Annotated in this window: 23 protein-coding genes; 18 read left to right on the top strand and 5 right to left on the bottom strand. The window is 46.3% G+C overall.

Annotation, left to right across the window (positions count from 1 at the left end):
* Window positions 1–17 precede the first annotated feature (17 nt).
* Window positions 18–1,790, top strand: coding sequence for a DUF6382 domain-containing protein (locus HF638_RS09990; RefSeq protein ID WP_169480096.1), 1,773 nt, complete (start codon window positions 18–20; stop codon window positions 1,788–1,790).
* A gap of 25 nt (window positions 1,791–1,815) precedes the next feature.
* On the opposite strand, the gene HF638_RS09985 is transcribed toward HF638_RS09990, so the two are convergent.
* Window positions 1,816–2,727, bottom strand: a complete 912-nt coding sequence (locus tag HF638_RS09985) for a TIGR01777 family oxidoreductase (RefSeq protein WP_169480095.1) — start codon at window positions 2,725–2,727, stop codon at window positions 1,816–1,818.
* 160 nt (window positions 2,728–2,887) lie between these two features.
* The gene (locus tag HF638_RS09980; protein WP_062833141.1) at window positions 2,888–3,355 is read right to left on the bottom strand and encodes a DUF2621 domain-containing protein; all 468 of its coding nucleotides are present in this window, start codon (window positions 3,353–3,355) and stop codon (window positions 2,888–2,890) included.
* Window positions 3,356–3,524: 169 nt separating this feature from the next.
* On the opposite strand from HF638_RS09980, the gene HF638_RS09975 reads away from it, so the two are divergent.
* Window positions 3,525–4,631 (top strand): deoxyribonuclease IV, encoded by a 1,107-nt coding sequence (locus HF638_RS09975; protein WP_169480094.1) that lies wholly within the window; start codon window positions 3,525–3,527, stop codon window positions 4,629–4,631.
* Window positions 4,632–4,674: 43 nt separating this feature from the next.
* Window positions 4,675–5,568, top strand: a complete 894-nt coding sequence (gene purU / locus HF638_RS09970; RefSeq protein ID WP_062833143.1) for a formyltetrahydrofolate deformylase — start codon at window positions 4,675–4,677, stop codon at window positions 5,566–5,568.
* Between the two features lie 74 nt (window positions 5,569–5,642).
* On the opposite strand, the gene HF638_RS09965 is transcribed toward purU, so the two are convergent.
* Window positions 5,643–6,119 carry a hypothetical protein gene (locus HF638_RS09965; RefSeq protein WP_169480093.1) on the bottom strand — a complete coding sequence of 159 codons (477 nt, stop codon included), beginning with the start codon at window positions 6,117–6,119 and terminating at the stop codon, window positions 5,643–5,645.
* Between the two features lie 390 nt (window positions 6,120–6,509).
* On the opposite strand from HF638_RS09965, the gene tkt reads away from it, so the two are divergent.
* From tkt to HF638_RS09940, 5 genes are all read left to right on the top strand, one after another.
* Window positions 6,510–8,552: a transketolase gene (gene tkt, locus HF638_RS09960; protein ID WP_062833145.1), complete on the top strand. Its 2,043-nt coding sequence runs from the start codon at window positions 6,510–6,512 to the stop codon at window positions 8,550–8,552.
* Window positions 8,553–8,701: 149 nt separating this feature from the next.
* Window positions 8,702–9,019 (top strand): pyrimidine/purine nucleoside phosphorylase, encoded by a 318-nt coding sequence (ppnP, locus tag HF638_RS09955; RefSeq protein ID WP_017689983.1) that lies wholly within the window; start codon window positions 8,702–8,704, stop codon window positions 9,017–9,019.
* Window positions 9,020–9,208: 189 nt separating this feature from the next.
* Window positions 9,209–10,564, top strand: coding sequence for a glucose-6-phosphate isomerase (locus tag HF638_RS09950; protein ID WP_017689982.1), 1,356 nt, complete (start codon window positions 9,209–9,211; stop codon window positions 10,562–10,564).
* Window positions 10,565–10,750: 186 nt separating this feature from the next.
* Window positions 10,751–11,383, top strand: a complete 633-nt coding sequence (locus HF638_RS09945; protein ID WP_036610785.1) for a YigZ family protein — start codon at window positions 10,751–10,753, stop codon at window positions 11,381–11,383.
* Window positions 11,384–11,388: 5 nt separating this feature from the next.
* On the top strand, window positions 11,389–11,991 hold the full coding sequence (locus tag HF638_RS09940) for a TetR/AcrR family transcriptional regulator (protein WP_017689980.1): 603 nt from the start codon (window positions 11,389–11,391) through the stop codon (window positions 11,989–11,991).
* Between the two features lie 190 nt (window positions 11,992–12,181).
* On the opposite strand, the gene HF638_RS09935 is transcribed toward HF638_RS09940, so the two are convergent.
* Window positions 12,182–12,583 carry a secondary thiamine-phosphate synthase enzyme YjbQ gene (locus HF638_RS09935; RefSeq protein ID WP_145320375.1) on the bottom strand — a complete coding sequence of 134 codons (402 nt, stop codon included), beginning with the start codon at window positions 12,581–12,583 and terminating at the stop codon, window positions 12,182–12,184.
* Between the two features lie 457 nt (window positions 12,584–13,040).
* On the opposite strand from HF638_RS09935, the gene cysT reads away from it, so the two are divergent.
* From cysT to clpP, 8 genes are all read left to right on the top strand, one after another.
* Window positions 13,041–13,856 carry a sulfate ABC transporter permease subunit CysT gene (cysT, locus tag HF638_RS09930; protein WP_169480092.1) on the top strand — a complete coding sequence of 272 codons (816 nt, stop codon included), beginning with the start codon at window positions 13,041–13,043 and terminating at the stop codon, window positions 13,854–13,856.
* Window positions 13,853–14,650 carry a sulfate ABC transporter permease subunit gene (locus tag HF638_RS09925; RefSeq protein ID WP_017689977.1) on the top strand — a complete coding sequence of 266 codons (798 nt, stop codon included), beginning with the start codon at window positions 13,853–13,855 and terminating at the stop codon, window positions 14,648–14,650. The genes cysT and HF638_RS09925 overlap by 4 nt, the downstream gene beginning before the upstream one ends.
* A 1-nt stretch (window position 14,651) precedes the next feature.
* Window positions 14,652–15,716 carry a sulfate/molybdate ABC transporter ATP-binding protein gene (locus HF638_RS09920; RefSeq protein ID WP_169480091.1) on the top strand — a complete coding sequence of 355 codons (1,065 nt, stop codon included), beginning with the start codon at window positions 14,652–14,654 and terminating at the stop codon, window positions 15,714–15,716.
* 25 nt (window positions 15,717–15,741) lie between these two features.
* Window positions 15,742–16,806: a sulfate ABC transporter substrate-binding protein gene (locus HF638_RS09915; protein ID WP_169480090.1), complete on the top strand. Its 1,065-nt coding sequence runs from the start codon at window positions 15,742–15,744 to the stop codon at window positions 16,804–16,806.
* A 158-nt stretch (window positions 16,807–16,964) separates the two neighbouring features.
* Window positions 16,965–17,411, top strand: a complete 447-nt coding sequence (locus tag HF638_RS09910; RefSeq protein WP_169480089.1) for a hypothetical protein — start codon at window positions 16,965–16,967, stop codon at window positions 17,409–17,411.
* 280 nt (window positions 17,412–17,691) lie between these two features.
* A complete protein-coding gene (locus HF638_RS09905) occupies window positions 17,692–18,480 on the top strand; it encodes an MBL fold metallo-hydrolase (protein WP_169480398.1) in 789 nt (262 codons plus the stop codon).
* A 135-nt stretch (window positions 18,481–18,615) separates the two neighbouring features.
* Window positions 18,616–19,485, top strand: coding sequence for an RNA polymerase sigma factor (locus HF638_RS09900; RefSeq protein ID WP_169480087.1), 870 nt, complete (start codon window positions 18,616–18,618; stop codon window positions 19,483–19,485).
* Window positions 19,486–19,503: 18 nt separating this feature from the next.
* Window positions 19,504–20,085, top strand: a complete 582-nt coding sequence (clpP, locus tag HF638_RS09895; protein ID WP_169480085.1) for an ATP-dependent Clp endopeptidase proteolytic subunit ClpP — start codon at window positions 19,504–19,506, stop codon at window positions 20,083–20,085.
* A gap of 100 nt (window positions 20,086–20,185) precedes the next feature.
* Here clpP and HF638_RS09890 read toward each other — a convergent pair whose 3' ends face one another.
* Window positions 20,186–21,607 (bottom strand): aminotransferase-like domain-containing protein, encoded by a 1,422-nt coding sequence (locus HF638_RS09890; RefSeq protein ID WP_348982095.1) that lies wholly within the window; start codon window positions 21,605–21,607, stop codon window positions 20,186–20,188.
* Window positions 21,608–21,727: 120 nt separating this feature from the next.
* Between HF638_RS09890 and HF638_RS09885 the strand changes: the two genes are divergently transcribed.
* Together HF638_RS09885 and HF638_RS09880 are read left to right on the top strand one after the other, a co-directional pair.
* On the top strand, window positions 21,728–22,642 hold the full coding sequence (locus HF638_RS09885; protein WP_169480084.1) for a DMT family transporter: 915 nt from the start codon (window positions 21,728–21,730) through the stop codon (window positions 22,640–22,642).
* Window positions 22,643–23,541: 899 nt separating this feature from the next.
* Window positions 23,542–24,339, top strand: coding sequence for a hypothetical protein (locus tag HF638_RS09880; RefSeq protein WP_169480082.1), 798 nt, complete (start codon window positions 23,542–23,544; stop codon window positions 24,337–24,339).
* The last annotated feature ends 581 nt before the right edge of the window (window positions 24,340–24,920 follow it).

Raw genomic sequence — 24,920 nt, 5'->3', positions numbered from 1 at the left:
GGAAAGAGAGGATTGGCATGTATGGATTAACGAGAGATTTTATTCGTAATGGCGGGGCTTTCATGGTTTTGGAGAAAGCAGACGGGTTACGAATGGAGGAATTGAGCCGGGTACAGATGGGGATGTTGTCCTCTAATCAGATACCACGACTTCTTCCTGTACATATTCGTGAAGTGGATCGAAATGTAACTTTGCAGTATGACATATCAGGCTACAAGATGTTATCCCAGATGTTAAAGTCAAGCAAAATTCAATTGCGTGTTCTGTACGGTCTGTTGTTCCAACTAGCCGATGCCTTCACGGAATGCCGACAGTATATGTTGGAGCCTCGTAAATTATTGATCCAGGAAGAGTACTTGTTCATTAACGGTTCATTCGAACAGGGTGAGCTTGGGATGGTATATGTTCCAATCATGGATACAGTTGAAGTTGATCCAACGCCTAAGCAATTCCGTGAACTGGTGATCAGGCTGATGGCCCATGTACAGGAACTACAGGGAGAAGGCATTCAGCGAGTTCTGCAGTTATGCGACAATGAACGTTGGGATATCAGACAGTTGCGAGAGCTTTTGCTGGAGTTATACGCTGACGAGCAAGAGAGCGGAGGAAGCGCAGCATTTCTCTCATCCAGAACGTCGGACATAGTGGATGATCCAAGAGGCAATCTTCATTCATCGATTTCTGAGCGGGATAACACGCCGTTTACTGGTCATTCTCGGCCACATCAACCCGGTGCTCCCATTCAAAATGCTTCTGTGGAGACACAGCTAAATTTCCGTCAGCCGCAGAAAATGAGTGCTTCTGAGGTTGAAGATATTCCGGTGAGATCCCGAACCTTTCCAGGCAGACGCCCATCTGGACAATCTTCATTGGCGGGCTCAAGAAGCGTGGATCAGGGACCGAGTAACCCGTATGATTCGTCGTTAGAGCGTGTTGATATGGACGTGGAGGAGAAGTCTGGATCTTCCAAAGTAACCTATATCATACTGGGCTGCATGGTGGCCATGGCATTGGTATGGAGATTCGTATACATGGAGCAACCTGGGCAGACACAGATGATCATATCGGCGTTACTAAGCCTTGGTTTGCTTGGTGTAGCAGGATGGACGTGGAAGCGTAAGGGGAGCCCTCAGAATGACGCTGTGAATAAGCGCTCTTTTTCATTCAGCCTAGGCAAGAACAAAGACAAGCAAACGGAAGCTGAAGAGGAACTATTTCAGGAGAGTTGGCGCTGGAATACAGCTGATAGGTCTGAGGAACGTGTAAACCAAGCGGTTGAATCCGATTCAGAAGGTAGTGCGCATTCCCGTTTTCAAAATCTGCATATGACCACTGAACATTCCGAACCAACATTCGTTCAGCACCAGGATAGAACAGTAGATTCAACTTCGGAGTTAATCCGACATAATACAGTTGCGGAAGCAACCGTGAACTTGCAGAATCTGACCGGAGGTAATGTTATAACGGCAGGCCCAGTGATGGCGTCTTATTATCTTGAACGAAGATCCGGAAGCGGTGACCAACATGAACGGATGGATGTGCAGGGAGCGTCTTTTGTAATCGGAAGATCAGTGGACATGGTTCAGTGGGTGGATACAGCGACCGGCGTGTCCCGTGCTCATGTGGAATTGAGCAGGAACAAATCGGGCTATGTGATTAAGGACTTGGGTTCCGTCAATGGGACCGTTCTTCAGGGCAATATTCTTGCTCCTTACAAGGAGTATCCATTGGCGGATGGAGATACATTTACCCTGGCTGAATCTGTTTACACCTATCGGTCGGTTGGATAAGCCACCGTTCAATCCCGTGGTTCAATCAGTCGGATAAGCCACGGTGCTTCAGATCTTCAAGAGCCTGAGTCAATGTGGGGAAGGTGAACTGGAATCCGTGGTCGAGAGCTTTTTGCGGAATGACTCTCTGCCCCTGAAGCACGACAACGGATAGTTCTCCAACCAAGGTTTTAATCAGGAAGCTGGGTACGGGGAACCAGTGAGGGCGATGATACACCTTGCCCACCGTGCGACCGAATTCATCATTGGTAACGGGATTTGGTGTGGAAGCATTCACAGGCCCGGAAATCTGTTTGTTCTGAATAGTGAAGTCAATCAGTCTGACGATGTCCATAATGTGTATCCAGCTTGTCCACTGCTTTCCACTGCCGATCTTGCCGCCAACACCTAGCATATAAGGCAGTTTCATCAGTGGAAATGCACCTTTTTTATGTCCGAGTACCAAGCTAACCCGAATCTTAACAAGTCTCACATTTTTGATCGCATCTGCAGCAACTTCCCATTGTTCGGATACCCGTGATGGGAAATTCATGGACTTTTGCGGACTGCTCTCATCAAAGGTTTCGGTAGGGGAGGTACCATAGATGGCCATGGCAGAAGCCTGAACGACCACTTCCGGTTTTTGCTCCAGTGATTCCACCAATCGGGCAACCCGTGCGACAGTCGTTACTCTAGATTCAACAATCTCCAGCTTCGCCTTGGTTGTCCAGCGTTGGTTCAACGTTTCTCCGGCAAGGTTAACTAACGCATCCACACCTTCTATCAATTGCGGTTGTTCTTCGACTTGTTCCCACGATATATATGTAAGATTGTTACTTGGATTATGCAAGTCAGGCAGTTTGCGTGTAATGACTTTCACATGGTGTCCGGCTTGCAGCCAGTAATCCACAAGTGCTCCTCCCACAAACCCGGTACCTCCACAAATGGCAATTTTCATATCGAACATCCTCTCTGTATTTTCACTGCGCTGACGTATACTCTTGAATCGACAAACAGCCCCGGACGGTAAGCAATGCCTGTTGGGAACGACTTACCTGACGGAGCATATCTGTATCTAATTAACCAAATCCATATATGGCTTAACTCATCTTTGTAATTTATTTAATCAAGTGTTGATAAGGGGAGTAATCGATTTTGTTTTTCTCCAGAAATTTTACCAAAAACTTATTATCCCGCTTCGGTGTGGCAATAATGTATCCTTTGATGCAATGATCTCTCGAGACTTCCGTGGCGTTGTCCTCAACTGCAATTTTACCAATCTCTGCAGCAATGGAATGTTTGGCGATGTCACGAAACGGTCCAGGTACAGGCTCCACAAGTTGATCCAAAAAAGCTTTCGCTTCATCAGTCCATAAATGACGGCTGGCTTCAACCCAATAATTCTGCCAATCCAGTTTGGACCTTCCGTCCGCTTTTGGTAGCACTTTCAAAAACTTGCGCATCATGAAAAAACCACCGATACACATGCTGCCAAGCAATAAAAAAGTCCAGAATGCGATCGTATTCATAAACCAATTGCTGGGGGAACTGCTGGTCAGTATCATTGCGTAGGAGTCGAAAATCATTGCGGAGTCACCTCGGTTCATTGATTTTCACGGAAAGACGGATTCCGCCCACCATGTTCCACATATTAGCTGCCAAAAATAGCCTCTATCCCGAATTATAGCGCATTTCTAGATTTATTTCGATAATCGCGTTAGAATAAGGGATAATTCAGATTAAGGGGGATCAATAATGCTGAAAATCGGCTCCCACGTGTCCTTTTCGGACAAGGGATTATTGAGTGCAACGAAGGAAGCGTCCTCGTACGGTTCCAGTTCGTTTATGATATATACGGGTGCACCACAGAATACACGTCGCAAGCCAATTGAGTCCATGTATATTGAAGAAGGCAAGGTTGCCATGCAAGAGGGTGGAATGGAAGATATCGTTGTCCATGCACCGTACATTGTTAATCTTGGCTCATACAAAGAAAACACGTTTAGACTGGCTGTAGATTTCCTTCAGGAAGAGATTCGTCGGACACATGCCATTGGTGTGAAGAACATCGTATTGCATCCCGGCGCATTTACAGACAAAGATGCCCACTATGGGATCGGACGGATCGCAGAAGGATTGAATGAAGTGCTGGAGGGTGTGAAAGACACGGATGTGAACATCGCTCTGGAGACCATGGCTGGCAAAGGTACGGAGATGGGTCGCAGTTTCGAAGAGATCGCTCAGATTATCGAGAAAGTAACATATAATGAGCGCCTGACTGTGTGTATGGATACATGTCACATTCATGATGCCGGATATGATATCGTTAATGATTTTGACGGTGTACTTGAACAATTCGATCGTACGGTAGGACTTGACCGCATTGCCGTAATGCATATTAATGATAGTAAGAATGCTGTGGGTGCGCACAAGGACCGTCATACACCTATCGGCTCTGGATGGATCGGCTTTGAGGCGATAAACCGCATCGTGAACCATGAGAAGCTTCAAGGACGTCCATTTATTCTGGAGACACCTTGGATTGGCAAAGAGGCCAAGACACAGCGTCCAATGTATGAAGTGGAGATTGCGCTGCTGCGTGGGGATGTTGCTGGTCGATTCGGCCAGGAATTCCTGACAGAAGTAGAACAGCTGCAACACTTTTTCAAAGGTAAAGAGATTGAGTCCCGTTCGTATATTCTGGATGTGTGGACATTGCTCAAAAATGATGCCAAAGCCAAAAAGGCAGATCCGCGCGAGCCGCTGGAACGCCTCTATGACATGGTGGCTGAAGCTGCACTGTTCCCGCATTTGAATGAAGAGCAACTGAATCATCGCTTGATTGCCTGGCTTGCGGGTTAACCCCCGCAGGTCATGGCTTAATTGAAGGAGGAAGAATAACCCGATGGAGATCCATGCTAAACAAGTACGCCCTGATTCTAAAAACCGCGCCGATCGTGCGCGCATGCTCATTTCCTGTCCAGATGGTCCAGGAATTGTTGCTGCCGTGTCTCATTTCCTGCACCAGCATGGTGCAAACATTGTTCAGTCGGACCAATATACAATGGACCCTGCTGGCGGCATGTTCTTTATGCGGATTGAGTTCGATCTTCCGCAGTTGTTAATCAACCTGCCGAAACTGGAAGCTGATTTTGCAGAAGTGGCAAGCCGTTTCCAAATGGAATGGACGCTATCTGCGGTTAGCCGTAAGAAGAAACTGGCTATCTTTGTATCCAAAGAAGATCATTGTCTGGTTGAATTGTTGTGGCAATGGCAGGCAGGCGACCTGGATGCCGATATTGCGCTTGTGGTCAGCAATCATCTGGACATGAAGGACTATGTAGAATCATTCGGCATTCCTTATCATCATATTCCGGTTACAGCAGATACGAAGAAAGAAGCGGAACAGCGTCAACTGGACGTCATCGGCAATGATGTGGATGTGATCATTCTTGCTCGTTACATGCAGATTATCTCTCCAATGTTCATTGAGCACTACCGCAATCGAATCATTAACATCCACCATTCGTTCCTGCCAGCCTTCGTGGGCGGTAAACCGTATGCGCAAGCGTACAACCGTGGTGTCAAAATTATCGGTGCGACAGCGCACTATGTTACGGAAGAACTGGATGGCGGCCCGATTATTGAACAGGATGTGCAGCGTGTAAGCCACGGGGACGATGTAACCGAGCTGAAGCGTATTGGACGTACCATTGAGCGTGTTGTGCTTGCACGTGCCGTGAAATGGCATGTCGAAGATCGAGTTCTCGTTCATGAAAATAAAACCGTCGTATTTTAAGCTTATGCTTTAATACTGCGCAAGGTTGATTCGGAACCATGGAATAGACTAACAAAAAGGCGACCCCCATTCGTTTACGAAGTGGGAGTCGCTTTTTTCGCATTCATATACTTTTCGCACAAGCCAAGCACAATACCAAACAGCAGATGCCCTGCAAACCAGTAGAGGATGGCTGCCACATCGTACAGGTCTGGCACACGCGAAGATAGTTGAGAGAGTGGGATGTAGAGCAGAGACGAAACAGCACCAAGCAAGATTCCTTTGAACATGGGACGGCCTGTGCGCTGTACCCACCACAAATAGAAGATGCCAATGACAACGGACACGACTAGATGTAAAACAAACTCAATGAATTCGGGTAAGATTGGCGGAAGACCAGGTACAAAATCGATATTCAGAAGCAGAGTATATACTTGTTCATCGGTGTAGGCCTGAATCATTTTAAGGAAAAATCCCAGGACAACTCCCGACAGAATCCCCGTTAAAATACCGGATATCCAGGGTAATGCGTGTTTTACCGATGGGGATGGGTGAGCAGCAGGATCTAGCATGATCGCGACCTCCTTTCGAATCCATATTCAGGAATATTATATGTGAATTACGGATGGATATCTAAAAAATGCATGGTTTTCAGCTTAAAGGTTATACTTCATGCGATGGATTTGCGAGGCTCGTTAAGTCTGTTTTTAGGTTTAAGTGCCTTGTATAGTGCGATTTTTGCTTAATTGGCAAGGGGTTATTCATCACAAACAACCGATTTTTCCGGAACTTCTAAAAGAAGGTTATGGAAAAGCTTCACGCCAAGTGATACAATACAAAAGTGAATAAGTCAAAATGAAACACTCAAGCGGATTCACTTATTGTGAAATTCGGTTTGCTTGTATGATGAGAGGGATTCGCTTGCGCACCCGACTTATCTAAAGACATGAGGAGGACAAACCATGACTGACAAGAACGAAGCGATTCAAAAGGACGAGAACACTACAATCGACAACCTGTCGATTACTACCGTACGTACTTTGGCGATTGATGCAATTGAGAAGGCAAATTCCGGACATCCGGGTATGCCTATGGGCTCCGCTCCAATGGGGTACCAACTTTTTGCAAAAACGATGACTCATAACCCGGACCACCCAACTTGGGTTAACCGGGACCGTTTTGTCCTGTCTGCAGGACATGGCTCCATGTTGCTGTACAGCTTGCTGCACCTGAGCGGATATGATCTTCCGATGGAAGAACTGAAACAGTTCCGTCAATGGGGAAGCAAAACTCCGGGTCACCCGGAATTCGGACATACTGCAGGTGTTGATGCAACAACTGGCCCACTGGGTCAAGGTATTGCAATGGCTGTAGGTATGGCGATGGCTGAAGCTCAACTGGGCGCAACATACAATAAAGACAAGTTCAACGTAGTTGACCACTACACTTACGCAATCTGTGGTGATGGTGACTTGATGGAAGGCGTATCTCATGAATCAGCTTCCCTGGCTGGACGTTTGCACCTGGGCAAACTGATCATGTTGTTCGACTCCAATGACATCACGTTGGATGGTAAATTGGATCTGTCTTCTTCCGAAAGCATCGCGAAGCGTTTTGAAGCTTATGGCTGGCAAGTGCTGCGCGTTGAAGATGGCAATGATCTGCCTGCAATCGAAAAAGCAATTCAGGAAGGTCAAGCAGATACACTGCGTCCTACACTGATCGAAGTTAAAACGGTTATCGGTTATGGTAGCCCGAACAAACAAGGTAAAGGTGGCCACGGCGGTACTCACGGATCTCCACTGGGTGCAGACGAAGCCAAATTGACTAAAGAGTATTACAAATGGGTTTACGAAGAAAACTTCCACGTACCAGCTGAAGTTCGCGATCACTTTGCACAAGTGAAAGATCGTGGTATCTCTGCTAATAAAGCTTGGGACGAGAAATTTGCCGAGTACAAAAAAGCATTCCCTGAGCTGGCAGCTCAATTCGAAACAGCGATTAACGGCGACCTTCCAGAAGGTTGGGACCGTGATCTTCCTAAATATGCAGCAACAGACAAAGCTCTTTCCACTCGTGTAGCATCCGGTAACGCTCTGAACGGTCTGGCGCACAACGTGCCACAACTGACAGGCGGATCTGCTGACTTGGAAAGCTCCACAATGACTCACTTGAACAACCTGGAGAACTTCACACCTGAAGATTACTCCGGCCGTAACATCTACTTCGGTATCCGTGAATTCGGTATGGCTGGAGCAATGAACGGTATGGCACTGCACAGCGGTGTGAAAGTATTCGGAGGTACATTCTTCGTATTTACCGATTACCTGCGTCCGGCTGTTCGTCTGGCTGCCCTGATGGGATTGCCTGTAACGTATGTTCTGACTCACGACAGTATCGCTGTTGGTGAAGATGGTCCTACGCACGAACCAATCGAGCAACTGGCATCCCTGCGTATCATTCCTAACCTGACGGTTATTCGTCCGGCTGACGGTAATGAAACTTCGGCTGCTTGGGCTTACGCGCTTGAGAACAAGAGCAATCCAGTTGCACTCGTACTCACTCGTCAAAACCTGCCGATCTTGGAAGGTACGGTTGAAGGTTCACGTGAGAACGTGAAACGTGGTGCTTATGTTGTCTCTGATGCAAAAGATGGCAAAGCGGTAGCACAAATCATCGCTACAGGTTCTGAAGTGCAATTGGCTGTTAAAGCTCAAGCAGCACTTGCTGAACAAGGCATCCAAGTTCGCGTAATCAGCATGCCAAGCTGGGATCTGTTCGAGAAACAAGACAAAGCTTACAGAGAGTCCGTTCTTCTTCCGGATGTTAAAGCTCGCCTTGCGATTGAAATGGCTTATCCAATGGGCTGGGAGAAATATGTTGGAGATCAAGGTGACATTCTCGGAATCAGCACATTTGGTGCATCCGCGCCTGGCGACCGTGTTATCCAAGAATATGGCTTTACAGTGGACAACGTAGTTAGCCGCGTAAAAGCATTGCTGTAATAGCTTCATAAGCGCTGCTATGGTCGGGAGAGCATCATGCTGTCCTGATCCATGGCAGTAAGTTATTTCCGCAGAGATGGGCGGTAACTCGTTATCGCCTTGATCTGTTTTGCCTTTTGTTTTCATTAACTTCAGGGGAGCGGGTACGCATGTCACAATTCGATCAAGTCAGTGTAGTGAAAGAGGCCAACATTTATTATGATGGTCAGGTAACCAGCAGAACGGTTATTTTGGGGGATGGCAGCAAAGTGACTCTGGGCATCATGCTTCCAGGCAGTTATGAGTTCGGTACGGATTCCCGTGAAATTATGGAGATTCTGTCCGGAGATCTGAAAGTATTGCTTCCCGGAGAAGAAGAGTGGCAAGAGATTCAAGGTCAAGCTACGTTCCACGTGCCTGCCGAATCCAAATTTAAACTGGAGATACGCAGCGTTACTGACTACGTCTGCTCGTACCCGGCGGAATAACATAAGAAGGGTAAGCAGAACCGCAACGCGCGGATTCGGTTTACCCTTTTTGCTTCTTGAATTCTAACGACAAAGTTCGAGCTGCAAGCTTGTCAGCCCCGTGGATTTGAAGTATCCTTAAGGCAAGTTGTTTAGAATGGAATACGGATACGGAAATAATATAACCGAAATCAGGAGGTTTTTGAGATCATGGCAAAAAAAGTGACATTTGACTATAGTACGGCATTGCAATTTGTAAATCAGCACGAAGTGGACTATTTCGCAGAACCGATTCGTCTGGCTCATGAGCAGCTTCACAACGGAACAGGAACAGGTTCCGACTATCTGGGCTGGATTGACCTGCCAACGGCTTATGACAAAGAAGAGTTCGCACGCATTCAAAAAGCAGCTGCCAAAATCCAAAGCGACTCCGAAGTACTGATCGTTATCGGTATCGGTGGATCATACCTGGGTGCACGTGCAGCGATTGAAATGCTGACTCACTCTTTCTATAACAATCTGCCAAAAGACAAACGCAAAACGCCTGAAATCTATTTTGCAGGAAACAATATCAGCTCCACATATGTAACTCATTTGCTGGATCTGGTTGAAGGCAAAGATTTCTCCGTTAACGTCATCTCCAAATCCGGTACAACAACAGAGCCGGCAATTGCTTTCCGTATCTTCCGTGCAGCACTGGAAGAGAAATATGGTAAAGAAGAAGCTCGCAAACGCATCTATGCTACAACAGACAAAGCACGTGGTGCATTGAAAGAACTGGCAAATGCAGAAGGATACGAATCTTTCATTATCCCGGATGATGTAGGTGGACGTTACTCCGTTCTGACAGCTGTAGGTTTGCTGCCAATCGCAGCAGCGGGTATCAGCATCGAAGAAATGATGCAAGGTGCGGCTGACGCATCCAAAGAATACAGCAACCCGAACGTAGCTGAGAATGAAGCATATCAATATGCTGCTGTTCGTAACGCATTGTATCGCAAAGGCAAAGGCACTGAGATCCTTGTAAACTATGAGCCATCCCTGCACTTTGTATCCGAGTGGTGGAAACAATTGTTCGGAGAGAGCGAAGGTAAAGACTACAAAGGGATCTATCCTGCATCTGTTGATTTCTCTACAGACTTGCACTCCATGGGTCAATTCATCCAGGAAGGTAGCCGGAATATCTTCGAAACTGTTATTCAGGTTACTGAAGTTGCGGAGCATATCTCAATCAAATCGGATCCGGACGATCTGGACGGTTTGAACTTCCTTGAAGGCAAAACCATGGACTTTGTTAACAAAAAAGCGTTCCAAGGAACACTGCTTGCACATACGGATGGTCAAGTACCAAACCTGATTGTGAACATTCCAGATATGACTCCATATTCTTTCGGATATCTGGTATACTTCTTTGAAAAAGCATGCGGCATCAGTGGCTACCTGCTGGGCGTCAATCCATTTGACCAACCAGGTGTGGAAGCTTACAAGAAAAATATGTTCGCATTGCTGGGCAAACCAGGCTTTGAAGAAGAGAAAGCAGCGCTCGAAGCGAGACTTTCCGAATAATTCATCGGTCTGCTCATATAGTTAAATAAAGTAATGTAAATCTATCCGGGAATCGTGTAAGATGCAGTGTTCCCGGATGTAGATAACCAGGGCAGTTCGTCCGCGTTCGCGCGGGGAACTGCTTTCTTGTAAAATGGATTAAATGGAAAATTGGACTCAGGAAAAGGTCAGAAAGTTGGATTTGGGATGATTGAACGTTATCGCACGGTTCGAGGACCGGGCAATCTGGAAATTGTAATCAAGAAGTCGCGATTTATCGGTCATATTATGCCGGTCACGACAGAGGAAGAGGCTGTTGCCTTTATCGATGAGATCAAGAAAAAACATTGGAATGCGACTCACAACTGCTCTGCGTACATGATTGGGGAGCGGGATGAGATCCAGAAGCAATCCGATGACGGGGAACCAAGCGGAACAGCAGGGAAACCCATTCTTGAAGTGATCAAAAATCAGAAATTAAAAAATGTAGCAATTGTGGTTACGCGATACTTCGGGGGAATTATGCTTGGAGCTGGTGGGTTAATTCGCGCTTATACGGATGGAGCTGTAGCAGCCATTGAAGCCGGAGAAGCCATTACCAACGTGCTGCATCGTGAAGTGTTTGTTGAACTGGATTATACGTGGCTGGGTAAAGTGGAAAATGAGTTAAGGAGCCGGGAAGTCCGTACAGGTGAAACTGGATTCACCGATAAGGTTACGTTGACTTGTCTTCCGCCGGATAGTGAAACCGAGGCTTTTGTAGCCTGGATCACGGATTTGACGCAAGGGCAATCCCGGATCACGGAGGGACAGCGGCTTTATTTTATTGAAGGGGAATAAAATATATGGCTAGAAGAGCAGTCGAACAGGAGTTGTCGAGGGAGCGGATACTGGAGGCGGCGAGGCACCTTTTTATTACCAAAGGATACCGCGCCATTTCGATGCGAAGCATCGGCCAGCATCTGGGCTATAGTCATGGGTCGCTGTATTATCACTTTAAGGAAAAGGCAGAGCTGTTCTATGCCATCGTGGTTGAAGATTTCAATCATCTGGGGCATTTGCTGCTGCAAGCCATGGTCAGGCCGGTTCGTGATGATGTGAGCAAGGTAGAGCACATTATGATGGAGTTTATTCGCTTTGGTCTGGAGAATCCATACCAATACGAAATTATGTTTATGATCAGGGACGAAGAACTGTTGTCTTATTGTCGTACCGAACAGGGACGTTGCTTTGAATTGTTTGCATCGATTATAAGGCAGTATATGAATGAAGAGAACTGTACGGAAGAGGATATTCAAAGGGTACCGCGTACGCTATTTTTGGCTATGCACGGATTCATTTCTTATTACATTCAGGACCGTTTAACGTTTGTGGAGATTGAATCGTCTGCGCTGTCTCATGTCAAAGTGCTGTGCCGCAATCTGGGTCAGCAGCCTGGCGTCCAATAATGGCGTTATTGTTGCACCCCTACACTTCAGGGCGGTGATTTGTCATAACTTTAATTCTTTATAACGTTGTCTCGCGAAAGTTAGTATGCGCCAAAGACCAAGTCAGGCGGCTCCGACCCGAAATGAGGGTGGACCGCCTGTTTGTGTTTGCAAAAATGAATGAGTTGGTGGCAGGTCTGTTGGGCCGAATCTAACCTTCCATGATTTTGAGAAAGTACTCTCGCTCACGTGGTCCATCGAATTCGCAAAAGTAAATGCCCTGCCATCGGCCAAGCAGCAGTCTGCCTTCATGAATAATCACCGTCTGTGATGGCCCCGTTGTGATCGATTTCAGGTGAGAGGCTGTATTGCCTTCGGCATGTCGATACTCGGGATGCTCCCAAGGGTACACTTCGTCCAGGCGCAACAATACATCGTGTTTCACATCCGGATCTGCATTTTCGTTGATGGCAATACCCGCCGTTGTATGTGGACAGTAGATGAGCACAGTCCCATTCTGCACGCCGCTACTTTGGACAACCTGCTTCACGTCCCGTGTGATATCTTTCATTTCATCTCGTGTGGAAGTGGATATATTCTTCGTATATAACATATTAAATCACTCCTTAGGATCTCATTTCTTACCCTCGATTGTACCTTAACCACTACATACCAAACAAACCACATATGCAAGGTGAAAAGAGCAAATCGTATGATAACGGAGAGGACAGAAATAACCTGAAGAAGCATAAGCGTTCGCCTTTATCACCGGATTTCCCCTTAAAAAAAGGGGATCAAAGAAATCTGGGGATAACAGTGATCGGAAGGTTGTTCTGGCCGCGCAGTGTGCAGTGCGGATTTAATTAATCGATCTCATATGTGGCCTAATTATATTCAATAAAAGCATTGACGATTAGCACTGCAAACTGGTAAAGTATCAGAAAAGCAAAACCAAGTAGACTAATGGGAATAATATTAAAGTAATATAATCCAACTTAGGAAAAATGTCGTATCGAAGCAGGGAGACTGCCGACCGGAACTAAAGCCGGAGGCTGGGAGGGAACGCAGCAATGAATACCGTTCTTCGTCATAAGGGATGGACTTGGGGATTTCGCAGTACCGTATTGTTATATTTTATCGTACTTATTGTACTTCCAATCATCGGTGTGTACGTCAATTCCTTCTCCGAAGGATGGAGCAACTTTGTTCAGAGCATTACGGACCCGATCGCGTGGAAAGCCGTACTGCTGACCATTCGGCTGGCGGTGATTGCAACGCTGATTAATGTGGTTCTTGGCACGATGATCGCATGGGTGTTGACAAGGTATCGCTTTGTGGGCCGATCGTTTCTCAACAGTCTGGTCGATCTTCCGTTTGCACTGCCAACCGCAGTGGGCGGCTTAATGATTATGCTGCTCTTGGGTCCGGTCAGTGCCATCGGGAAACTGGCAGAATCCATGGGATTCGAGATAGTGTTTCACCAGCCCGCAATTGTTATCGCGATGACCTTTGTCACATTTCCATTTGTGATCCGTGCGGTGCAGCCTTTACTGGAAGAGATTGATCCTTCCGAGGAAGAGGCCTCGTACACGATGGGTGCTTCCAAGGCTCGCACGTTCATGCAGGTTATTCTGCCTTCCATGGCACCTGGCATGATCAGTGGGGGGATGTTGGCTTTCTCCAGAGGACTCGCTGAGTTCGGGGCTGTTGTGCTGGTGGCTGGTAACATTCCGGGAAGAACACTGACCGCTTCCGTATTTATCTACGGGGAGATTGAAAGTGATAATCCAACTGGGGCAGCTGCTGTATCCGTGTTGCTCCTGACGCTCTCCTTCCTGATCCTCTGGCTGATCAATCTGGTGCAGATGCGGGGGAGAAGACGATGAGACGACTCTTAATCGGACTGACGTTTGCGGTATTTATTGTACTGCTGATCATCCCGCTCGGACGCATTTTTATTGGCGCATTTGAAGACGGGGCAGGCGGATTCCTGAAAGGGTTAATGCGCCCTGAGGCGCTACACGCATTGATGATGACCGGACTGGTGGTCCTGGTGGTCACCCTGTTAAATACATTGTTTGGCATCATGATGGCTCTGTATCTGGTTCGTGCCGGATGGCTGAGTGAACGGATAAAAGGGCTGCTAAACAGCATTGTAGACCTGCCTTATGCCGTATCTCCTGTCATTGGCGGTTTGATGATTGTGTTGATGTTGGGACCTAACAGCATTATGGGCGCTTTTTTTGAAGGGATTGGATTCAATGTGGTCTATGCCTTCCCAGGTATGGTGATCGCAACGTTATTTGTCACATTTCCACTGATGGTCAGAGAGGTTATGCCTGTTCTGCAGGAACTCGGTTCACAGCAAGAGGAGGCAGCATCTACCCTTGGCGCCTACGGCTGGAGAACGTTCTGGAGTGTGACCTGGCCTTCGATCCGCTGGGCGGTGGTGTACGGTCTTGTCTTGACGGTTGCGCGCTCGCTCGGGGAATTCGGTGCAGTTCTGGTCGTATCCGGTAATATTATGAATAAAACGCAGACAGCAACAACGCTGGTCTATCAGGATGTTGAGAATTTTAATGTAGCTGCCGCAAATGGTGTGGCATTGGTGCTGGTCACCTTCTCCGTCGGGCTACTGCTCATGATGGAATGGGCCAAGAAGCGAAAGGAAGTGCATTGATATGCATGTAGAAGTCCGTGATCTGAACAAACATTTCGGTGATTTTCATGCGGTAAAAGATGTCTCATTCGATATTGCCAAAGGCCATCTGATCGGTCTGCTTGGACCCAGCGGAGGCGGAAAAACGTCCATTCTGCGTATGCTTGCGGGTCTGGAGAATCCGGGTTCCGGAGAGATTCGCTTTCACGGAAAAGTGGTGAATCATCTGCCTCCACAGGAGCGGGGGATCGGATTTGTATTCCAGAACTATGCCTTGTTCAAACATATGACGGTATTTGAGAATATTGCTTTTGGACTCAAGGTCAAGAAGACACCGAAAGCCCAGATCCGTGATCGGGTTATGGAACTCGTTGAATTGACAGGGTTAAAAGGTTTCGAACAGCGCTATCCACATCAGTTGTCTGGTGGACAGCGTCAGCGTGTTGCTTTTGCCAGAGCACTCGCCCCTGAGCCACAGTTGTTATTGCTGGATGAACCGTTCGCGGCCATTGATGCGAAGATCCGCCAGGAACTGCGTTCATGGTTGCGGGAGCTAATTGAGCGGGTAGGAATTACTTCGATATTTGTAACGCATGACCAGGATGAAGCGATTGAAGTGGCGGACGAAATTATGATTATCAGTCAGGGTCGTCTGGAACAGAAGGGTACACCTTGGGATATCTACAAAAACCCGCAGACACCTTTTGTCGCTACATTTATCGGGGAGTCTACGGTTGTGGAGGATGCTTCACAGCTGAAAGGGTTCGAACATGCCGTTGAGGGTGAAGGTACACGAGCGCTGATCCGACCGGAGTATATTGAGATCGGTTTGAAAAACGAATTCACCATGCTGTCTGCTACGGAAAAAGGTACAGTCAAACATCTTCATTTCCGCGGAAGTGAATGGATGGTAGAGGTGGAAGTACAGGGTCACAAGTTAATCACCTATCGTTCCCTGGAGAAAACGACACTGGAGATCGGTCAACAGATTAGAGTCCTTGTGCACCGTGCATACTTGTTCAATGATTCCAACAGTTGGGTGGTTGAGAACCGACTGAAGGAAGATCCGATGCCGGTGATGATTTAGATCGAGTGGAAGAAAGGGGCTGCCCATGCAGACGAGGAAGAAGAAAGCCATACTCTTATACGTTGCCCTCATGCTTCTGCTCGTCTGCATGACCGCTGGATGCAGCAAGCAGGAGGAGTCAACTGAACAGAACGAGCCCTCTGGTAACGATTCATCCAATACGCTGGTGATTGGTGCCTATAGTGTAGCGAAAGACGCTGTAGGCGAGTTGCTACCCAAGTTCCAGGAGGAGTGGAAGGCGAAGACTGGACAGACAATTAACTTCCAGGAATCCTATGAAGCTTCGGGTACACAGGCAAGAGCCATCGTTGGTGGATTCGAGGCTGATGTGGCCTTGCTCGCGATGGAGAGTGATATCGATAAGCTTGTCAAAGCCGACTTGGTTAGCACCGATTGGAAACAGACCCCTAATGAAGGCATGATTACTCGTTCGATTGTTGTTCTGGGAACAAGAGCAGGCAACCCGCTGGGGATTCGTGATTTTCAGGATTTAACGAAGCCGGGAGTGAAGGTACTGTACCCCAATCCAAAGACATCCGGGGGCGCACAATGGGATATTAATGCCATCTACGGTGCCGGATTGAAACTGTCGGAGGAGCAAGAGGGTAAGAAAGACCCTGACGCAGCCAAGGCTTTTCTCGAACAAGTGCATCGCAACGTTGAATCATTGGACAAGAGTGGTCGTTCTTCGATGGCGGCATTTGAATATGGTGTGGGTGATGTAATCGTCACGTATGAAAATGAATTGCTTGCCCGGATCGCCAAAGGTGTAGATTATGACATCGTTGTTCCGAAGAATACGATCCTGATTGAGAACCCGGCAGTTGTGGTGAATAAATATGCTGACAAACACGGGAATCGTGAACTGGCGGAAGCCTTTGTCGCCTATCTGCGTACACCAGAAGCACAGCGTATTTTTGCCAAGCATGGTTTTCGTTCAGTAGACCCGGATGTATTTGCACAGACGGAGTCCACATTCCCAACGCCCGAAGGACTATTTGATATCACCTATCTGGGTGGATGGGACGAGGTACGTAGTACGTTGTACTCCAAACGCGGGGTGTGGTATCAGGTGCTGGCGGGAATATGATATTAGTATTGTTGATGTAATCGAATAGGTAACCGAGCGTGTTGATACTAAACCTTCATTTCAATGGAAGTAGAGATGGAGGTTTTTTACTGCCAAAAGGTTATAATAGAGGTATACTGAATCATGATTGTTACATAGTGCAGGAAGGTGTGAGTTGGATGAGTTCAGAGATCAAATTATCCCAAAGTACAGCGATTCGACTGGAGCAGGCCCGTGGTAAGGGGATGCCTGAGGAAGAACTTTTAAAAGCTATTCAAGCGAAAGACGTTTCCGCTTTTGACGAAGTGTCTGAAGAGGAATACCGATATAACGAATTTTTCTCGTATGCGGACGAGCATGGTGAAAATCTGGAGGCAGCAGTGAAAGACGGGTACCGGATTACCTTTAACACGCGTGGTGGACTGGGAATCTGGTTGGAGAAGGCCTTTAAGGTGCAACCAGAGAAAGACTTCACAGTGGGTGAAGGAATCGTCACCGGATTACAGTTGAAACCGGAGCAGGCAGAGGTGCTGGCGGAGCGACTTGCGTCAAACTGGGTCATTACAGACTCGAAGGATGTACCTGGAGGTCAGGAACTGACATTGAAGCTGCGGGCACTGGTGTAATCCCAGCGCTGGATTAATGTGACTTGAATCAATCGGTCATGGCCTGGCAAAAGGTGAAGCCTGATCTTCATGCGGGCGACAGCTATAAGGGGGCGCACCAGATGTGGATGAGCGCAAGCTCCCGATGGAGCGAAGCATGGAGATGAAGTCTGACGCTGATCGGTCAGACCACAGACTGTCCCGAATTGCAGTGGAGAACTGCAGCGGGATGGTCTTTTTTTTGCAAAAACAGGGGTGGAAGATTACAATTTACATATCATTAATTCAGGGGGAATGCGGATTGAATCAGCTAACATTTCTGGGCACTGGCGATGCGATGGGCGTTCCACGTGTGTATTGTGATTGCGACGTATGTACAGAGGCGAGGCTTACGGGAGAAAATAGACGGAAACGCTCTTCTGTTCTGATTGCCGGTGATGGCGATGGTGCAAGTGAACGGTTCATGATTGACTGCGGGCCGGACTGGAGATCACAGATGGAGGAGCAGGGATTGCGTATGGTGCATACATTACTCATCACTCATGCTCATTTCGATCATATTGGAGGATTGCCGGAATGGGCCGATGCGTGCCGCTGGTTGGGTGTGAAGGGACGTTTGTATGCACCACGTGAAGTGATTGCCACCATTCAGGGACAGTTTCCCTGGTTGGGTCGTCATATGGACTTTCTGGAAACGGATGATGATATTGAACTAGGTGGCTGGAACGTGCATTCCTGGAAAGTGTGCCATGGGCATAACGGGTATTCGTACGCGTATCGACTGGATCGAAACGGGTATAGCTGGGCGTACTGTTCAGATGCCATAGACCTGAAGGTAACCGAGAAAAAGCCGCTGTACGGATTGGATATGCTGGTGCTCGGAACAAGCTTTGTGCATGAGCTTGCGGAATTCTCAACACGTTCCGTGTATGATATGCGCGAGGCGCAGGAGTTGCTGCGGGAACTGAAACCGGGTCATACCTATTTTACACATATGTCTCATGACGTCGATGTACGGCAGAATTACAAGCTGGATCAAGGCATTACGATTGCCCTTACCGGGATGAAGGTACCGCTTGGAACCTTATAGCTGGAAACGAATGCGTAACTCAACTTAATGAGTGTAACAAAATAAATTCAGAAGAGCGTATCCTTTACAAGGGGTTCTTCGTTTACATAGTGTAAGTCAAAATCAATCAGGAACCAGCAAAGGGGGGCCCCCAAGATGGCCTTTGTGAAGTCCGTGGATTGCAGAATCAACAGACCACATGATGATGGTAAAAAAGCTAAATACAATATTGAATCCGGTGGCAACGACGGAAAAAACCAATTGGACCAAAGCATCCATGCCGTATTACCCGACCTAATGGGTTCGTTGTATGCGTATTGTTTATCTTTGACGAAATCAGTTCCAGACACGGAAGATCTGGTTCAGGAGACTTGTCTCAAAGTGTTGTCGTCGAGTGTCGTTGGAACTTACGGGATTAAAGATATAAACTGGGAAGCTTATCTGATCCGTATGGCACGCAACAGCTGGATTGATATCTTACGTCAGCGTGAGAGATTAGCATATAAACTGGATAGCTTGAAGCCGCTTCTGCACGAGATGGAGGAGGAAAGACGATTCGAGGAGTTGGAGTCTGCTGTTCAACTTCTTGTAGATAAGCTACCACCGTGGCAGCGAGTGATATATGTATTACGTGAATTAATGGGTTATAAGGCGGCAGAGACTGCGGAAATGTTGGATACGACAGAAGGCGCTGTAAAGGCGGCGTTAAGTCGTGCCCGCTCTGCCATAGCTGAAGTGAGGCACAGGTTGGAACAATCGGGCGCTGAATTGCAGTATGAAGCAGGCGCAGTGGAAAACAATCGGGAGGAACTGCGCAGCTATCTGCTGGCATTTCGTAATGGAGATACAGCTCGAATCATTGATCTGTGCCTGAATCGGACTGATGATCCGATGGCTGTGGCGGGTAGTATTTTGCAGCAGGCTTTGCCGTCTCCATCCATGCAGCCAATGATGTACGGGTATTCCACTTCTGGCATGAACTCGATGTCATATGGAGGAGGATACACGGTCACCATGGTTGCCTAAACCGAGGAGGCGACACACATGAATGTAGTACCTTATGTGGTGGAACAGACAGCTCGCGGCGAACGGAGCTATGATATTTACTCCCGTTTGCTCAAAGATCGAATTATTATGGTGTCCGGAGAGATTGAGGATCAGATGGCGAATGCCATAGTGGCCCAGTTATTGTTTTTGACTGCAGAGGACCCGGAGAAGGACATCCAGATGTACATCAACAGTCCTGGTGGGTCGGTGACTGCGGGGTTCTCGATCTATGACACGATGCAATTCGTGAAGCCGGATATCGCCACGATCTGCACAGGTATGGCGGCGAGCTTTGGCACGATATTGCTGGTGGGTGGAACAAAAGGCAAGCGTATGGCACTGCCAAACAGTGAGATCATGATCCACCAGCCACATGGCGGTACGCGAGGGCAGGCATCCGATATGTTGATTCATGCTAACCGCATCATTCAGCATCGTCAGCGCCTTAACAAGCTGTTAGCCGATCATACAGGACAGACGATTGAGCGGATTGAGAAGGACTCGGATCGAGATTATTTCCTGACCGCTGCGGAAGCAGTCGAATATGGATTGGTGGATAAGGTCATATCCAGCACATAACAGTAGCCCGGAAGGTCATGTGACCTTTCGGGCTTATTTTGGCTTCTAACGATACGCTTATGTCACACACGCAGGAAGTGGGAATCATTTTAAATTTAGACTACATTTCTTTCGCAAGCGTAATGAGCCTGCTCATACCTTCCCGAATCTGCTGCTCATGTGCATAAGAGAAGGACAAACGCAGCTTGCGACTGGCTGAATCGTCCGAAGAATCGAATACGGTTCCGGGGACAAAGGCAACGGATTGCTCCATGCATCGGTGAAGCAGTCGTCCTGTATCCACACCCTCCGGAAGCTCTACCCAAAAGTTGAGTCCACCCTCGGGGCGGGTCCACGTCCAGTCCGTTTCTAAAAGACATTGTTCCATAACTTCCATTCGTAGCTGTATGGCGGTCCGTAGCTTGGACAGATGCTGATGCATGCGTTCTGACTGAAAATAACGGAGGAAAAGCTTCTGGTTCAGAAGGGGTGACCCGTTATCTGTCAGTGATTTTACAGCCTGTAGTCCTGGCATGAATCGCTGACGACATATGATGGCTGCAATCCGTAGCCCGGGCGCAACATACTTGCTGTAACTGCGAATGTACAGGGTGTGACCGGTGGTGTCGTAGGTGAAAATAGGTGCAGGAGGTTTCTCCTTAAAATAGATATCATAGGTGCTGTCGTCTTCGAGTAGAAAACAACCATACTGTTCTGCAAGTTCCGGTAATTGCTTGCGCTGTTCAACTGGAACATTAACGCCGGTCGGATTATGAAAGGTTGGCGTCGTATAGAATAAGCGTGGTTTCTCCGTTTTCATCAGATGCTCAATCTGCTCCAGATCATACCCATCCGAGTGAATATCCGTAAAGATTAGACGAGCACCTTGCTTGCGAAAAATTTCCATTGCAGGCCCGTACGTGGGCCTATCCATCAGAACACGATCACCAGGTCTGACCAGACTGCGAGAGATTACGTCGATGGCCTGCTGGGCCCCCGAAGTAATGAGCACTTCGTCTGCCGAGAGATAGAAGCGTTCTTTTTTCGTTAAATGGCTTGCCAGCGCACTTCGCAATTCTAGATCTCCCTGAATTGTGGAATACGTTCCAAGCAAACGGGGATATTGATCTAGCAGATCACGCATCAGTTCACCCCAATAACGGTTGGGCAGCAGAGAGGGATCGATTAACGATTTGGAAAACTGGTATTCTGCTTCAAGAGACTGTACCCGTGCAAGTGAATCCCAATGCAGCCAAGCAGAGACAGCGGGATCATCTGCCTGATCTGTTACAGAGAAAGGGGTAGCTGGACTGACATAGTAGCCAGACTTGTCCTTCACATAAACATTCCCACGTTCTTTTAACTCCTGATAAGCTTTGAAAACGGTCAAGCGATGTACGCCGAGTAGCTCGGACAGGCTTCGTACAGATGGCAGTTTTTCATGTTCAGCCCACTCTCCCGCTTCTATACGCACAACGAGATAATGGATTACTTGCTCATATAGTTTCAGGCTGTTATCTGTCATCATCATGGTTTTGCCCACCCGGCTCACACTCCTTTTGAACTCTATTGTAACAGCAAACGGAAGATAACTGTTCTGTTTTGTGCATTCTGTTCTGTAGAGAGTGCTATATGATGGAGAACAGATGAAGGAGGGGCTAGCATGGTTGGGATCGCATTTACCGTAATGTGTCTTATTTTTGGAACAACGTTTCTGGCAATCAAAATTGGAGTGGAAGCTGGCATGCCGCCTTTTCTGTCAGCTGGAGTCCGTTTTATCGTTGCAGGGGCTTTGATGTTTGCATGGATGTGGATGAAGGGGAAGGTCAATATTTCCCTGCTATGGCGTAAAGAAATGCTCATTACAGGTGCAGGACTGACGTTTGGTACGTTTGCGACCTTATATTGGGCTGAACAATATGTGAGTTCGGGCGTTGGTGCAATTTTGTCAGCTACAGGTCCACTCATGATTATGCTGATGCAGACAGCTTTGTTGCGACAAAAAACATCTGCACGCATGATTACAGGATGTCTGATCGGTTTTGCCGGAGTTGTGCTTGTGGTTCTGCCGGGTGTATCCATTGGTGGAAGTCCATTATGGCTATGGGGCTGTATTGCCGTTCTGGTGGGCGAAGTGTGTTATTCAGCAGGCGCGATATACTCCAAGAAGGTTATTAATCAGTTCAAAGAAACGAACCCCATAGCGATCAACGCAGTACAGATGATGTATGGGGGACTGTTGTTAAGCTTACTCTCAGCGGTGACAGAATCCTGGAATATGTCCGCTCTGGATTGGGTACCTGCTATCTCATCCCTGATTTATTTGACCGTAGTTGGCTCGATGGTGGGTCACAGTCTGTTCTACTGGATCATGTCTCGCACAAATCCGCTGTTCCCAGCGACCTGGCTGTACATCTCCCCGCCGATAGCGGTTGGTCTGGGTGCCGTTGTCTATAATGAACATGTCAGTTGGATTACGTGGATTGGTGTAGCCTTGGTCGTTACAGGTCTCTTGGCGATGAATGAGAAAGTGATGGATTGGTTAAAACGAGGTGGGCGTTCTAAATCTTTAGTTTAAACAACTGAAAATATGGTAAAATAAGTAATAATATTTGTGCGGAAATGAGACAAAGCGTTATGGTGAACAGACATCAATTGCACGCCACTGTTTTTGCAGATATTCTGCTGTAGGGTATTGTTCATTTCTGGGGCAATTAATTATTTTCCCTCTTTAAGGTTCTGGATCAGTTCATGGAGACAATCTTTATTGGTTTTGTCCGAGACTGCTGTCATAGTTGCATTCGTTGTGGCGTGCCTGTTGTTTTATAAGGGCTAATAAATGCCATTCGTGTGGGCTTGTGCTATTGGGGAATTGTGGATAAATCAATGATTCTATGATTGATTTAGCGTGAGATCCTATTAGCTCCTGTCTATAGGGTGTTCATGGGAGCGTTTCGACTAATCGGGCCGACTTTGTAAATTCTTGATTTCAGAATACGTTGGGAGAAACACTCTAAATTACATACTTATTATAAGAGGCTAATTTGGATGGAATGGTGAAGTGTTATACTTCGATTCCATGACTTAAGAATTTCATGTAGTCATCCACGTTGAATTATTGTAATGGCAAATATACATAGTATTCTGCCTATGATAAAAAAGTTCTTATTCATCCTGAAGACATTTTTGTGTTGGTGAATGATGATCCAGAACCTTTGACTTTTTGGGAGTTTGGTTACTATAAGGTGTTTTCTGAAGGGGGTAAGACTACTAATATCCAGATTTTTTTGTAAATAATATGAATAATTTGATTTATATGGTTTACTTTATTTGCATCGTAGTATAAGTTTATGGAAAGAATGGTAGTTACTTTCATGACAGTGATTAGAGTTAGTTAAGTGACAATCTTCGAATTAATATGGAAGGGGGAGTCTGGTTTTTTCGTAATAAAATATAAATAGAGATGAGGGTTTAACAATGAAAAAAACAATGTCGTTATTTCTCGTAGTCACTTTATTATTGGTACTTTCACAATCTGCTTTTGCTACTAACATCGATAGTGGAGACAGTGAAAATGAGTTAACACAAGAGGAACGATCTATCATATTGAATGAGATAGGTATTAAAGAAGAGGAACTTAAATATTATACAACTAAAGCGTTAAGATACTTAATTGAAAATGATGCAGTTAAACTTTCAGCCAGCGAACCTCAAGATTATTCTCTTCAAAGCCAAAAGCCAGATGACAATAGTGTAGGTACAATGGATCTAACAAAATCAGATATTACATTGTACGCCAATGCTTATGAAGTGAATAGTGATGTACCAGGAAGCAAGAAAATATATATTTATGGCTCATATACTTGGAAAGTTGAACCAATATTTGCTTTAACAGACAAGATGTCAATTGGTTATCCAGTAACTAACGAATGGTACTTAAGGACATCAGCTGGAACTATTTTAGGGCACGAAAGCAATAATTGTAATTACAAAGGTCAGTGGAAATGTACTTCATCTAATGTACCTTCAGATCATGATATTGGACAAGGTGTAGCTGCAAAGTATGATATTTGGGCTGATGCAAATTTTAGACAAGGAGATATTACACAATATGTATATACAACTAAGAAAAGTGGTAAGTCTAATATCAATTTGAGATATGGTCATCGATATCTTACGGGAGCTGTAGGGGTGTCAGTATATCCCAGTGGATTAGCTGTTACTCCCGCTATAGGCACGGAAACCTTAGATTATCCAATTACAATATCTTGGTAAATATTAATATGAGGGGATGTCCCCCCTCATATTTTGTTCGTTTTGTGAGTTTTAGTTTAATCTGATATTTTCAAATTCAAAGATGAGAACTGATAAAGAACTATATGTAATTACATTCTTAAACTATGAAAAATTAGAAACTTAATTGAAAAAAACTGATTACTCTAATACCAATAAAGTATACTATAATTATATGGATGCTTTATTAGGCAGATAAAGTGACGGAGGCTGAACATGAAAAAAATAATCTTAAATTTCATAGTAAGTATTATATTATCTTTTATTGTATTTTTTATTGCTTTATTTTTTATTCATGTTTCAGATACAAATAATGTGATTTTGTCGATTTCAATTACAATTTCATTGCAGTTGTCCTTAATAACAGCATTATTGATTGCAAAACATAAAAAATGATATGAACTGGTTTATTATTAAGTTGATATGTTATCTTATCAGACCTTAGGGAGCCAATTGTATTTTGATATAACAGTGTTATTAAAAAATGTGGAGCTAGAATAAAAAGTGGACACCCGTTAACGGACGGAAGGATAATGAGACTAACGGAGGTGTCCACATGGGAG

The organism is Paenibacillus sp. SZ31 (assembly GCF_012912005.1).
In the GTDB taxonomy this organism is placed as follows: domain Bacteria; phylum Bacillota; class Bacilli; order Paenibacillales; family Paenibacillaceae; genus Paenibacillus.
The sequence above is the reverse complement of the archived record's forward strand: the minus strand, read 5'-3'. Positions and strand labels throughout refer to the sequence as shown.

What these genes read in the sequence shown, in the direction of transcription:
- HF638_RS09990 (WP_169480096.1), top strand. Translation starts at nt 18, where the DNA reads ATGTATGGATTAACGAGAGATTTTATTCGTAATGGCGGGGCTTTCATG.
- HF638_RS09985 (WP_169480095.1), bottom strand. Translation starts at nt 2,727, where the DNA reads ATGAAAATTGCCATTTGTGGAGGTACCGGGTTTGTGGGAGGAGCACTT.
- HF638_RS09980 (WP_062833141.1), bottom strand. Translation starts at nt 3,355, where the DNA reads ATGATTTTCGACTCCTACGCAATGATACTGACCAGCAGTTCCCCCAGC.
- HF638_RS09975 (WP_169480094.1), top strand. Translation starts at nt 3,525, where the DNA reads ATGCTGAAAATCGGCTCCCACGTGTCCTTTTCGGACAAGGGATTATTG.
- purU (WP_062833143.1), top strand. Translation starts at nt 4,675, where the DNA reads ATGGAGATCCATGCTAAACAAGTACGCCCTGATTCTAAAAACCGCGCC.
- HF638_RS09965 (WP_169480093.1), bottom strand. Translation starts at nt 6,119, where the DNA reads ATGCTAGATCCTGCTGCTCACCCATCCCCATCGGTAAAACACGCATTA.
- tkt (WP_062833145.1), top strand. Translation starts at nt 6,510, where the DNA reads ATGACTGACAAGAACGAAGCGATTCAAAAGGACGAGAACACTACAATC.
- ppnP (WP_017689983.1), top strand. Translation starts at nt 8,702, where the DNA reads ATGTCACAATTCGATCAAGTCAGTGTAGTGAAAGAGGCCAACATTTAT.
- HF638_RS09950 (WP_017689982.1), top strand. Translation starts at nt 9,209, where the DNA reads ATGGCAAAAAAAGTGACATTTGACTATAGTACGGCATTGCAATTTGTA.
- HF638_RS09945 (WP_036610785.1), top strand. Translation starts at nt 10,751, where the DNA reads ATGATTGAACGTTATCGCACGGTTCGAGGACCGGGCAATCTGGAAATT.
- HF638_RS09940 (WP_017689980.1), top strand. Translation starts at nt 11,389, where the DNA reads ATGGCTAGAAGAGCAGTCGAACAGGAGTTGTCGAGGGAGCGGATACTG.
- HF638_RS09935 (WP_145320375.1), bottom strand. Translation starts at nt 12,583, where the DNA reads ATGTTATATACGAAGAATATATCCACTTCCACACGAGATGAAATGAAA.
- cysT (WP_169480092.1), top strand. Translation starts at nt 13,041, where the DNA reads ATGAATACCGTTCTTCGTCATAAGGGATGGACTTGGGGATTTCGCAGT.
- HF638_RS09925 (WP_017689977.1), top strand. Translation starts at nt 13,853, where the DNA reads ATGAGACGACTCTTAATCGGACTGACGTTTGCGGTATTTATTGTACTG.
- HF638_RS09920 (WP_169480091.1), top strand. Translation starts at nt 14,652, where the DNA reads ATGCATGTAGAAGTCCGTGATCTGAACAAACATTTCGGTGATTTTCAT.
- HF638_RS09915 (WP_169480090.1), top strand. Translation starts at nt 15,742, where the DNA reads ATGCAGACGAGGAAGAAGAAAGCCATACTCTTATACGTTGCCCTCATG.
- HF638_RS09910 (WP_169480089.1), top strand. Translation starts at nt 16,965, where the DNA reads ATGAGTTCAGAGATCAAATTATCCCAAAGTACAGCGATTCGACTGGAG.
- HF638_RS09900 (WP_169480087.1), top strand. Translation starts at nt 18,616, where the DNA reads ATGGCCTTTGTGAAGTCCGTGGATTGCAGAATCAACAGACCACATGAT.
- clpP (WP_169480085.1), top strand. Translation starts at nt 19,504, where the DNA reads ATGAATGTAGTACCTTATGTGGTGGAACAGACAGCTCGCGGCGAACGG.
- HF638_RS09885 (WP_169480084.1), top strand. Translation starts at nt 21,728, where the DNA reads ATGGTTGGGATCGCATTTACCGTAATGTGTCTTATTTTTGGAACAACG.
- HF638_RS09880 (WP_169480082.1), top strand. Translation starts at nt 23,542, where the DNA reads ATGAAAAAAACAATGTCGTTATTTCTCGTAGTCACTTTATTATTGGTA.